The sequence below is a fragment of the Burkholderia alba genome, assembly GCF_034721475.1.
Classification (GTDB): domain Bacteria; phylum Pseudomonadota; class Gammaproteobacteria; order Burkholderiales; family Burkholderiaceae; genus Burkholderia; species Burkholderia alba.
In genome coordinates this window covers 143,798-156,069 of record NZ_JAWJWL010000020.1, presented here as the reverse complement: position 1 = coordinate 156,069, position 12,272 = coordinate 143,798, and the positions used below count along the sequence as shown (strand labels likewise).

The window sequence follows — 12,272 nt, the reverse complement described above, 5'->3', positions numbered from 1 at the left end:
AGCGCGTGCTGGCCGTCTCGAAGTGGCGCACCGCCCGGCTCAAGCTCGCGGCGAGCCTCGGCAATCTGGGGTTGTGGAACACGCAGTAAAGACGGTGCCGGTCGCACAGCGCCCGCGACGTCATGCGCGGCAACCGTCGACCCACTCGCAGACGACCGCGCCAGCCGGCCCGCCTTCGCGAAAATTAGAAGAGAGCCCCAAGTTAAAACGGCCCGCGGCGCGTTTCCGCCGCGGGCCGTTTTAACAATCTGACCGAATCTTCAGGGCTGCCGGTTCTGCGCCGCCGCGGCGGGACACGCGGGATCCTTGCCCCAGTGCCCGTCGCATACGCGCCACCGGCACAGCTGATCCTCGAAGAAGCCGCGCTGAGCGCACTCCTTCACCCGCACCGCCAGCGACGCGTCGGCCGACGCATTCGTGCTGACTTTCGCGGGCGCCGCACCGGCAGCGGCAGCGGCGCGCGCCTTCGGATCGGCGGGCTTCGTCCGCGCGACGAGCGCGGCGAGCAGATCCGCATCCGGATCGTCCTTCGTCCCCGCCTTCGCTCCGTTCTTCGCTTCGAGCTGGCGCTGCTTCTTCGCCTGCGCGACATCGGCTTTCTCGTGACGCTTGCGCGCCGCCAGTTCGGCCTTCGTCTTCGCGGCATCCTTTTGCTTCGCGGCGACTGCCGCGTTCTTCGACGGGCTCGCCGCCTTGGCCGTCACGGCGGCCGTGGTCGCCACGGCCGCCGCCGCGGCCGCATCGGCCGCATCGGCCGGCGACACATCGGACGCGCCGTTCGCCAACGCGCGCGATAGCCGGCTTTCGCTCGACGCCGGCGTGGCGGCCGCCGCCTTCGCATCGCTGGCGCCGTCGTCGTTGACGATGGTGGCGGCCTGCGGCGTCGACGCGGCCGCCTGCGCGGCCTGCGTGTCGCTCGCCGCGGCGCCGCTGGCTGCGGCGGCCTTCGCCGCCGGCACCGACGACGCGGCGACCGCCGCCTCCGTCTGCGTGCCGGAAGGCTGCTGCACCCGCCACACGCCCCAGCCGCCTATTGCGACGACCAACAGCGCAAGCAGCGCGAGCGGCGCCTTACGGGAACGGGGAGCGGAAGTTTCGGTTTGGGGCGAGACACGGCCCTCAAGATTCGCGAGAATACGCGAACTGTTCGCCCCGCTTTCCTGACTGGCGTTGGAAAGCAGGCTCGGCGGAGCTTTCGAATTTGAATCGTCCGGCGCACTCATTCAGTGTCTCGTTGAATCCTGGTTTAATTCGCCGCAATAATATGTCCCGGCCTACTCGGAGCAGGCCTGATTCTAAGATCAAGCATTGCAAATTACAATCGATTCCATATTCCGGGGTTTTCTTTGATTGCCGTCGTCCTTGTCGCCTATTTCGCCCTCGCCGTCCTGGCCGCGGCATTGCTGCTTTTACCCGCCGTACGGGCGACGGTTTTCGATTCGGTCGCCCAATTGCACGGCCGAATAAGCCGACGCGCATCCGATCGCGCCGAGCGGACTCGCAACCAAATTGCAAAATCGGCAAAATTGTCGCAATCAACGCTAATCGGCGTGCAAAATTTACTGGTTCGCCGGCGCTTGCTGATTATCATCTCCACAGGTATTCTTGCGACGCCTCCATTGGTCGCCATCGCGTTGCGCGGCCGGCAATTGTTCCAGTACGACGATACTTTACGCGCGCCCGACGAGAAAATTGCGGCCCTTTTAAAAGGCGAACAACTCGTCCCGCCACTGCCGTTGCCGCCCGAAGTGTTCGCTACCCGCGAAGTCGAGCTGATCCGGCCCGCGCTGAAAGATGCGAGCCGCGACTGGAACCTGCTGGACGCCGATTTCAGAACCCGTTTATTGCTTGTATACAAGATAATGCACGAGCAGTACGGATATGAAATGGCGCTGCTCGAAGGCTATCGCAGCCCCGAGCGGCAAAACCGGCTGGCGCAAATGGGCGGCAACGTCACCAATGCGGCGGCGTTCCAGAGTTACCACCAATATGGACTGGCGGCCGACAATGCATTTCTGCGCGACGGCAAGCTCGTCATCTCCGAAAAAGATCCCTGGGCCATGCGAGGCTATCAGTTATACGGACAAACCGCCGAACAGGTCGGCTTGACGTGGGGTGGCCGATGGAAAATGATGGACCTCGGGCACGTCGAATACCATAAACCCGGTTTTAAGCTGGGGCGTTCGGCCGCGCAATAAAGGACGGACAAGAAATAATGAGGGCGGTATGGGGCATGTCAAGATTTCGCCGTCGGACGATCCCGGCATCAACAGCAACGGCGCGCGCCGCCCGGCGCACGGCGCCGCGCGCCAGCCCGCTCCCGACCGCCGTTCCCGCCTCCGCGCGCGGCCGCCCGGCGCACCCCGGCGGCCCGTTTCCCGCAGCCAGTCTTCCTCGCCGACAGCGTGACGTCATCGAACGCCGTCACGCTAGCCGATGCGCGCGAACACCCGCCGTTCGCCGCCCGCGTCTGCTTTACCCTATTGAATCGCACCGGAACCTGAACGTCCTATGCAACGCTTCCTCAACGTGTTGACGCATCCACGCACGCTCTCGATCGTCGGCGTACTCGCGCTCGCGGCCGTCCTGTTCATCGCGGCCGACACGCTGCAGATCAGCTACGTCTGGCCGGTCGCCGTGCTCGCCATCGTGTTCGCGATATGGTTCCTGGTATGGCTGGTGCGCCGCCTGCGGGTGCGCCGCGCGAACCGCAAGCTGGGCGACATGCTCGAGCAGCAGGCCGAGGCGGGCAAGACGAACGTGCCCGCCGCCGAACCCGGCAAGCAGGCCGAGCTCGACACGCTGCGCGCCCGCCTCGTCGATACGGTGAAGACGATCAAGACGTCGAAGATCGGCCAGGTATCGGGCGGCTCCGCCCTCTACGAGCTGCCCTGGTACATCGTGATCGGCAACCCGGCGGCGGGCAAGAGCAGCGCCGTGATCAACTCCGGCCTGCAGTTCCCGTTCGCCGACAAGAACAGCGCGGTGATCCACGGTATCGGCGGCACCCGCAACTGCGACTGGTTCTTCACGACGGAAGGCATCCTGCTCGACACGGCGGGCCGCTACTCGGTGCACGAGGAAGACCGCACCGAATGGCTCGGCTTCCTCGGCCTGCTCAAACGCTACCGTCCGAAGGCCCCGATCAACGGCATCATCGTGACGGCCAGCATCGCCGAACTCACCGGCAACCGCCCCGAATTCGCGATCAACCTCGCGAAAAACCTCCGTCAGCGCGTACAGGAGCTGACCGAGAAGCTCGAAGTGTTCGCCCCCGTCTACGTGATGTTCACCAAGGTCGACCTGATCACGGGCTTCACCGAGTTCTTCAGCAGCAACGACCGCCAGGAATACGACCGCGTCTGGGGCGCGACGCTGCCCTACGAACCGGACGAGAAGCGCGACATCGTCGCGCTGTTCGACGAGCGCTTCGAGGAGCTGTACGACGGCCTGAAGGAAATCAGCATCGCGCAGCTGTCGATCAGCCGCGGTAACAAGCTTTCGCCGGGGCAACTGAGCTTCCCGCTCGAATTCTCGACGATCAAGCCCGCGCTGCGCTCGTTCCTCGCGACGCTGTTCGAGAACAATCCGTTCCAGTACAAGCCGATCTTCCGCGGCTTCTATTTCACCAGCGCGCTGCAGGAAGGCGAAACCAACAGCGCGGCCGCGCATCGGATCGCGGGGCGCTTCGGCCTCGACTCGGCGAGCCTGCCGAAACCGCACAGCGCGTTCTCGAAGAACGGTTTCTTCCTGCGCGACCTGTTCTCGAAGGTGATCTTCGCGGACCGCCAGACGGTGCGCCAGTTCGCGAGCCCGACCAAGACCCGGATGCGCTACGCGACCTTCTTCGGCTTCGTCGCCGTGCTCGCGCTGGCGCTCGGCGGCTGGACCTGGTCGACGATCGGCAACCAGCAGCTCGTGACCAACGTCCAGGCCGACCTCGACAACGTCACGCGCCTGCAGCAGAACCGCAACGACCTGCAGTCGCGGCTGCAGGCGATGGACATCCTCGAGGACCGCATCGAGCAGCTCGATCAGTTCCGCCGCGACAAGCCGATCGCGGTATCGCTCGGCCTCTACCAGGGCGATCGCCTCGAACAGCACCTGCTGACCGAGTACTACAACGGCGTCCGCCAGATCCTGCTCGCGCCGGTCGCGGGCAACCTCGCGTCGTTCCTGAAGGACGTCAACACGCACCCGGACCAGCTCGCGCCGATGACCCGCGCGCCCGAATCGGGCGCCGTGCCCGTGTCCGACCGCGCGCCCGCGCAGAACGCGCAGGGCGGGCTCTACAACGACGCGTCGCCGACCAACGTCGAGGACGCGTACAACGCGCTCAAGACCTACCTGATGCTGAGCGACAAACGGCACGTCGAGCAGGCCCATCTGACCGACCAGATCGCCCGCTTCTGGCGCGGCTGGCTGGAAACCAATCGGGGCAACATGCCGCGCGACGAGATGATCAAGAGCGCGGAGCGGATGATCACCTTCTATCTGTCGCGGGTGTCCGACAACGACTGGCCGATGATCGACGCGAACCTGGCGCTGGTCGACCAGACCCGCGAGAATCTGCGCCACGTGGTGCGCGGCATGCCCGCCCGCCAGCGTGTGTACGAGGAAATCAAGGCGCGCGCGTCGACGCGCTTCGCGCCGATGACGATCGCCCGCATCGTCGGCGAAGGCAACACGAACCTGATCGCCGGCAGCTACGCGATTCCCGGCACCTTCACCCGCGACGCGTGGTTCCAGTACGTGCAGCCCGCGATCCGCGACGCCGCGACGAAGGAGCTGCAGGCGAAGGACTGGGTGCTCAACACCGCGACCCAGGACGACCTGACGCTGGAAGGCAGCCCCGAGCAGATCCAGAAGACCCTCGTGGCGATGTACAAGACGGAATACGCGCAGCACTGGCAGAAATTCATGCAGGGCATCGCGGTCCAGGGCTTCGGCAGCTTCGGCCAGGCCGTCGACGGGATGAACAAGCTCGGCGACCCGCAGGATTCGCCGATCCGCAAGGTGCTCGAAACCGCCTACGACCAGACCTCGTGGGACAACCCGTCGCTCGCCAACGCCACGCTGAAGAAGGCGCAGACGGGCATGGTCAACTGGGTCAAGCAGTGGTTCACGCGCCAGCCGGGCGGCCAGGTCGCGGCCAACATCGACATCAACGGCAACCCCGCCGACATCCCGATGGGTCCGATCGGGCAGGAATTCATCGGCCTCGGCCGGATCGTCGCGACGCATGACGGCACGTCGATGCTGCGCGGCTACATGGATACCCTGTCGAAGGTCCGCACCCGCTTCAACGTGATCAAGAACCAGGGTGACCCGGGACCGGGCGCGCGCCAGCTGATGCAGCAGACGCTCGACGGCAACGGCTCGGAGCTGGCGGATTCGCTGAAATTCGTCGACGAGCAGATGCTCACGGGCCTCACCGATTCGCAACGCAAGTCGCTGCGCCCGCTGCTCGTGCGGCCGCTGATGCAGGCGTTCGCGGTGGTGATCCAGCCGGCCAGCGTCGAGGTGAACAAGGTGTGGAACGCGCAGGTCTACCAGCAGTTCCAGACCTCGCTCGCGAACAAGTATCCGTTCGCGCCGGGCGCGAAGGTCGAGGCGGGCGCGGGCGAGATCTCCCAGGTGTTCGGGCCGGACGGTTCGATCGCGAAGTTCGTCGGCACGACGCTCGGGCCGCTCGCGGTGCGCCGCGGCGACACGCTGTCGGCCCGCACCTGGGGCGACATGGGCCTCGCGCTCACGCCGGACTTCACGAGCGGCTTCGCGCACTGGGTCGCGCCGCTCGCCGGGGGCGCCGCCGCCGCGAGCGCGGGCGGCTCGTCAGAGCCGCAGACCGTGTTCCAGATCCTGCCGCAGCCGAGCACCGGCACGACCGAGTACACGATCGCGATCGACGGCCAGCAGCTGCGCTACCGCAACACGCCGCCGCAATGGACCAACTTCGTCTGGCCGAATCCGAGCGGCTCGCCGGGCGCGACGCTGTCCGCGACGACGTTCGACGGCCGCACGCTGCAGCTCGTCAACGAGCCGGGGCGCTACGGCCTCGAGAAGCTGATCAACTCGGCGCAGCGCAAGCGCCGGCCGGACGGCACGTTCGACCTGACGTGGGTTCAGGGCAGCGTGAACATTTCGGTGACGATGCGCATCATCAGTACGTCGCAGCCGACCACCGGCAGCGGCGACGCGCCGCAGCAGCAGAGCCTGCGCGGCATGCGCCTGCCGTCGTCGGTCGCCGACTTGAGCGCGGGCAACGCCGTCAACGCGACCGCGGCCGGCACCGCACCCGCCGCCGCCGTGACCGCGGCGGCCGCATCGAACGCACAGGGGGCGCAATGATGCAAACGGTCCAGGCCCAGATCGCCTACTTCGGCAAGATTCCGTCGCGCGGCGACTTCGTCAAGAGCGCGCACAACCCGCAACTGCTGCAGACGCTCGACCACTGGATCGCGCAGGCGATGGAGCTGCTCGCCGACGATCCGCGCTGGAAGATCGTCTACGAGAGCGCAAGGCCGATGCATTTCGCGTTCCTCGGCTCGCGCAGCAAGCTGGCGATCGCCGGCCACATGATCGCGAGCCACGACGCGTCGAACCGGCGGTTCCCGTTCCTCGCCGCCACCGCGCTCGAAGTCGACCGGCCGCTGCCCTTCCTCGCCCGCAGCCCGCTGGCATTCGCGCGGCTCTGGTCGCGCGCGGCCACGCAGATGCAGACGCTGCTCGGCAAGGACGAGCCCGCCGGCGCGCTGCAGGCGCTCGGCGACACTCAGGTGCCGATCGACATCGGCGGCCCGGGCAGCTCGCACGACGGCACCTTCAACGACTTCGTCGAGCATCAGTCGCTCTCGGGGCTCGAGCAGATGCTGCTCGCGAGCGGCCATCCGGTGAAACTGCGCGGCGCGATGCTCGCGCTCGGCTCGCTGTTGCGCCCCGTGATGCAAAGCGGCTCGTCGCATATCGAGCGCGGCCTGACGCTGCCGCTGCCGACCGATCCGTTCTACCGCAGCCTGGTCGCCGCATTCTGGCTGGAACTCATCGCGCCGTTCGTGTCGCGCGCCGATTTCGAACTGGCGATCTTCATCGGTACGATCGCCGAGCGGGAACGGCTCATCATCGGGTTCAACGGCGCCTCCGCCCGCACGCTGCACAGCGTGGTCGATCCGCAGACTTACGCCGCACACAACATCGACATCGACGATCCGGAATGGATCGACGCACATGCACAGAACGACCATGGGATCAGCAAGCTCGTCAGTTATCTCGATCAATCGCAACTGTCGCTCCGCGTGGGCATCGACACGTTCCACGAAGCGTTCATCGGAGCCTGAGGCCATGACGAAGAAGCAGACCGGATCCCGTCCCGCCCTGCTGCGCGGGCTGCCGCTCGCGGTGCTGGTCGGCGGCCTCGTCGCCGGCGGCCTTGCCCGCGCGGACAACGTCGGCCCGGCGACGGTCACGCCGGTCGACACCAGCGGCGGGCAGGTCAAAACCACCGCGCTGGCGGCGCCGGCGGCCGCCGCGCCGGGCGGTTCGGGCGCGAGCGGCACCACGCTGACCGGCACGGCCGGCACGGGCACGGTGTCGACGCCCGCGCCCGCCAATGCATCGCCGGGCCAGGTGGTGGCCGGCGGCAAGGTGCCGGACGAAGCGACCAAGGCGGCCGTGCTGCAGCGGCTGCGCGACACCTACGGCACGGCGAACGTGGTCGATCAGATCGAGGTGGGCGACGTCGCGACGCCGCCGAACTGGGCCGCCAACGTACAGAAGCTGATCGGGCCGCAGCTCAAGCAGATCAGCAAGGGGCAGCTCAAGATCGACGGCACGCAGATCGACGTGAAAGGCGAGGTGCACAACGAAGCGCAGCGCCAGCAGCTCGCGAGCGACATGGCGAACTCGCTCAATCCGACCTATACGATCAAGAACGGGCTGCGCGTCAGCGCCTCCGAGCAGGGCCTGCTCGACCAGACGCTCGCCAACCGGACGATCGAATTCGAAACCGGAAGCGCGACGCTCACCCCGCAGGGCCGCGCCATTCTCGACCAGATGGCGGGCGCGCTGTCGCGGATGCAGAACCGGACCGTCGAGATCATCGGCCACACCGACAACTCGGGCAACCGCACGTCGAACATCGCGCTCAGTCAGGCGCGCGCCGACGCGGTGAAGGGCTATCTCGTCACGAAGGGCATCGCGTCGCAGCAGCTGTCGACCACGGGCGTCGGCCCCGATCAGCCGATCGCCTCGAACGACACGAACGACGGCCGCGCGCGCAACCGCCGGATCGAATTCCGCGCGGGCCAGTAAGCCGCGCGGGTACGGGGCGGCCCGCCAGGCCGCTTCGCCCGGCCGCGCGAACGGTTCGCGCGATATCGGCCGTCAGGCGTTCTCGTCGGGCTTCACGCCCAGCAGCTCGCGCAGGTGCGACAGCGAGCCGTCATCCTTGACCACCGCCGCCAGCCATTGATGCAGCGGCATGTCCGCCCATTCCGCGGCCTTGTCGGCCAGATACGCGACCGGGCTGTGCGGCTCGGTCGCCCGGAAATACTTGGCGACCGCGCGCAGCTGCTCGACCGCCTGCGCGCGATTCTGAATCCCCGCGATGACAGTCGGCGCCGGCGCGGTCTGCCGGATCTCGGTGTGGGGATGCGACACGGATTCCTCCCGGTGAAGCGGCATCTTGAACGACGGCTCCGCGCGCTCGGGCGTCGCGGGCGCGGCCGGCGCAACCTTCTGCACCACGTCGGCCGACAGCCCCTGCTCGCGCGCGAACCGCTCGGCCAGCAGGTAGACGGTCTGATACGCGTCGCGCGCCTGCCGGAAACTCGGCGCCGATTCGCCGGCGCGCTCGTCCAGCGCCTGTTCGAGCGCGGCGAGCGCCGCCTCGAACGCCTTCAGGTTCGCGAGCAGCGCGGCATAGAACGCGACCGGCGTCATCCGCTTCGACGCCTCGATCTGCTCGACGGCGGGCTTGCCGCGCGCGATATCGTCCGCATGCTCCGGATCGCGCTTCACCGCCTGCGCGACATGCTGGGCGACTTCCCAGTCGAGCGTGCTGTAGGCGCTCGACGCGCCTTCCGTCAGCGGCACCGTGCGCAGCAGTTCCGCGCTGCGCCCGGCGAGCCACGCGACGTTGCCGAGCCGGTATTCGGCGTCGTCGCCGTCCGGCAGCGGATGCACCTGGTCCCAGTATTCGCGGCACAGGCCGGTCAGCAGCGCGTAGCCCTGCGTGAGGCCGACGAGGCCGTCCTCCAGCGCGAGCCCTTCCGTCAGCCAGACGGCGAGCCGCAGATCCTTGGTGCGGCTGCGCAGCAGCGCGGTCGACTGCTCGACGACGAAGCCCCAATCGGCCTCCTTGATGTCGGTGACCCACTCGCCCTGGTCCAGCGACGGATCGTCGAATTTGCGCGCGTGCTGGATCGCGTCGAAGTCCGACGAGAACAGGAGATCGTCGCCGCACGGCGATGCTTCGCTGATCGGCGTCAGCAGCTCGGTAAGGTTGATCGGCATGATGTGAGGCTGGCTGGATATCGATGACAGCGTTGTTCCGTCAAACACGCGGCGCCCGTCTGTCGTTCGGGCGCCGCGCGGCGGCCTTATTCGACCGTGTACGCGAATTCGCCGGTCTCGCCCGCGCGCACCGCGATGCGCGCGATCGGCGCGCCGTCGGCGATGCGGCCGAGCACCTGCGCCGCGATCTCCGGCAGCAGCGTCCCGTTGAGAATGTGATCGACGTTGCGCGCGCCCGAATCCACCTCGGTGCAGCGGGCCAGCACGGCATCGACCAGCGATTCGTCCCACTCGAATACCGCCTTGTGGTTCGCGTCGATCCGGCGGCGGATGCGCTCGAGCTTCAGCTCGATGATCTCCGCGAGCACGTCGTCCGAGATCGGGTAGTACGGCACGACCTTCATCCGGCCGAGGAACGCCGGCTTGAACGTCTTGTAGAGCTGCGGACGCAGCGTTTCCGCGAGCGCATCCGCGTCGGGCAGTTCTTCCGGCGTCTTGTTCAGGCAGGCCTGCATCACGGCGGTCGACCCGACGTTCGACGTCAGGATGATCAGCGTGTTGCGGAAATCGATCTCGCGGCCCTCGGCGTCGTCCATCGTGCCCTTGTCGAACACCTGGAAGAACATTTCGAGCACGTCGGGGTGGGCCTTCTCGACCTCGTCGAGCAGCACGACCGAGTACGGATTGCGGCGCACCGCCTCCGTCAGCACGCCGCCCTCGCCGTACCCGACGTAGCCCGGCGGCGAGCCTTTCAGGCCCGACACGCTGTGCGCCTCCTGGTACTCGCTCATGTTGATCGTCACCATCTTGCGTTCGCCGCCGTACAGCACGTCGGCGAGCGCGAGCGCGGTCTCGGTCTTGCCGACCCCGGACGGCCCGACGAACATGAACACGCCGCGCGGCTTGTTCGGATCCTCGAGGCTCGCGCTGGCGGTGCGCACGCGCTGCGCGATCGCGTCGAGCGCGTGGTCCTGCCCGATCACCCGCGCGCCGAGCAGCGGCTGCAGGTTCAGCACGGTCTGGATCTCGTCCTTCACCATCCTGCCGAGCGGAATACCCGTCCAGGATGCGACGATCTCGGCCACCACATGCCCGTCGACCTGCAGCGGCACCATCGGCTGGCCGTCCTGCAAGGCCCGCAACGCGGCCACGCGCTCGGTCAGCCGCGCGCGAGCCGCGTCGACATCGACCGCCTTGCCGCCGGCCGCCGGTTCGCGTGCCGCATCGAGTTCCGCGCGCAGTGCGCCGATTTCAGTCACGATCACGCGCTCCGCCTCATAGCGTGCCTCGTCCTCCTGCAACAGCCGCACGTCCTCGTCGCGCTCGGCGCGCAACTCCGCCAGGCGCTCGTCGTGCGATGCGCCGCCCGCCGCCTCGCGATCCAGCGCGGCGATCTCGGCATCGATCCGCTCGATCCGCTTTTTCGTGTCGTCGATCGCGGCGGGCGTCGCGCTGTGCGCCAGCGCCACCTTCGCGCACGCGGTGTCGAGCACGCTGATCGCCTTGTCCGGCAGCTGGCGGCCGCTGATGTAGCGATGCGACAGGCGCACCGCCTCGGTGATCGCGTCGTCGAGAATCCGCACGTTGAAATGCCGCTCCATCAGTGCCGCCATCCCGCGCAGCATCGCGGCGGCGAGCGGCTCGCTCGGCTCCTCGATCTTCACGACCTGGAAGCGCCGCGCGAGCGCCGCGTCCTTCTCGAAGTACTTCTTGTACTCGCTCCAGGTCGTCGCGGCGATCGTGCGCAACTCGCCGCGCGCGAGCGCCGGCTTCAGCAGGTTCGCCGCGTCGTTCTGGCCGGCCTGGCCGCCCGCGCCGATGATCGTATGCGCCTCGTCGATGAACAGGATGATCGGATGCGGGCTCTTCTTCACCTCGTCGATCACGCTCTTCAGGCGGTTCTCGAATTCACCCTTCACGCTCGCGCCCGCCTGCAGCAGCCCCATGTCGAGCACGTGCAGCGCGACGCCGCGCAGCGGCGGCGGCACGTCGTCGGCCGCGATCCGCAGCGCGAGCCCCTCGACCACGGCGGTCTTGCCCACCCCGGCCTCGCCCGTCATGATCGGATTGTTCTGGCGGCGACGCATCAGGATGTCGATCGCCTGCCGGATCTCCGCCTCGCGTCCGATCACCGGATCGATCTTGCCGTCGCGCGCGCGCTGCGTGAGGTTGGTCGTGTAGGTATCGAGCGCCGGCGTCTTCGACGGGCCGCCCGCGGGGGCGCCCGTCGCGACCTCGGCCGGACCGGCCGCGCCGTCGTCGCCCTGCTTCGGCTCCGCCTCGACCGAGCCGCCCGTCATCTCGTCGAACTTGTGCTTGAGATCCGTCACGCGCACCCGCGCGAACTGCGGCGACATCCGCTGCGCGAACTGCGCGAGATCCGGCCCGGTCAGCAGCGCGAGCAGCAGGTGCCCGGAGCGGATCCGGCCGATCTGCGAATCGAGCGATGCAATCAGCCACGCCTGTTCGAACAGCTCGGTCAGATGCACCGAGAACACCGGCGTGCGGGTATTGCCCGTCTTCAGTCCTTCCAGTTCGCGCTCGAGATCGGCGCGCAGCGCATGCGGATCGACGCCGCTCGCGCGCAGCACGAGCGGCATGTCGCCCGAGGTCTCCTCGAGCAGCGCGAGAAACAGGTGCTCGAGATCGACTTCATACTGACCGCGCGCAAAGCAGGTGCTGGCCGCGCGCTCCGCCGCCTTGCGGCAGATCGGATTCAGTTTCGCAATCAAGGTCTTCAGGGGCGTGCTCATGGATAC

7 protein-coding genes are annotated in these 12,272 nt (G+C 67.6%); 4 read left to right on the top strand and 3 right to left on the bottom strand.

Annotated features, from left to right (window positions below; genetic code table 11):
• Positions 1 to 260: 260 nt before the first annotated feature.
• Positions 261 to 1,223: a phage tail protein gene (locus RZR99_RS22590; protein ID WP_323121995.1), complete on the bottom strand. Its 963-nt coding sequence runs from the start codon at positions 1,221 to 1,223 to the stop codon at positions 261 to 263.
• A gap of 123 nt (positions 1,224 to 1,346) precedes the next feature.
• On the opposite strand from RZR99_RS22590, the gene RZR99_RS22585 reads away from it, so the two are divergent.
• The 4 genes from RZR99_RS22585 (at position 1,347) to RZR99_RS22570 (ending at position 8,310) form a co-directional block, all read left to right on the top strand.
• Positions 1,347 to 2,198: a M15 family metallopeptidase gene (locus RZR99_RS22585; protein WP_323121994.1), complete on the top strand. Its 852-nt coding sequence runs from the start codon at positions 1,347 to 1,349 to the stop codon at positions 2,196 to 2,198.
• Positions 2,199 to 2,511: 313 nt separating this feature from the next.
• On the top strand, positions 2,512 to 6,351 hold the full coding sequence (gene tssM / locus RZR99_RS22580; protein WP_323121993.1) for a type VI secretion system membrane subunit TssM: 3,840 nt from the start codon (positions 2,512 to 2,514) through the stop codon (positions 6,349 to 6,351).
• On the top strand, positions 6,348 to 7,337 hold the full coding sequence (gene tagF / locus RZR99_RS22575) for a type VI secretion system-associated protein TagF (RefSeq protein WP_323121992.1): 990 nt from the start codon (positions 6,348 to 6,350) through the stop codon (positions 7,335 to 7,337). Before tssM ends, tagF begins: the two co-directional genes overlap by 4 nt.
• Before the next feature lie 4 nt (positions 7,338 to 7,341).
• Positions 7,342 to 8,310 (top strand): OmpA family protein, encoded by a 969-nt coding sequence (locus tag RZR99_RS22570; protein ID WP_323121991.1) that lies wholly within the window; start codon positions 7,342 to 7,344, stop codon positions 8,308 to 8,310.
• 72 nt (positions 8,311 to 8,382) lie between these two features.
• On the opposite strand, the gene tssA is transcribed toward RZR99_RS22570, so the two are convergent.
• Together tssA and tssH are read right to left on the bottom strand one after the other, a co-directional pair.
• The gene (gene tssA, locus RZR99_RS22565) at positions 8,383 to 9,513 is read right to left on the bottom strand and encodes a type VI secretion system protein TssA (protein ID WP_323121990.1); all 1,131 of its coding nucleotides are present in this window, start codon (positions 9,511 to 9,513) and stop codon (positions 8,383 to 8,385) included.
• A gap of 86 nt (positions 9,514 to 9,599) precedes the next feature.
• On the bottom strand, positions 9,600 to 12,266 hold the full coding sequence (gene tssH / locus RZR99_RS22560) for a type VI secretion system ATPase TssH (RefSeq protein WP_323121989.1): 2,667 nt from the start codon (positions 12,264 to 12,266) through the stop codon (positions 9,600 to 9,602).
• Positions 12,267 to 12,272 lie beyond the last annotated feature (6 nt).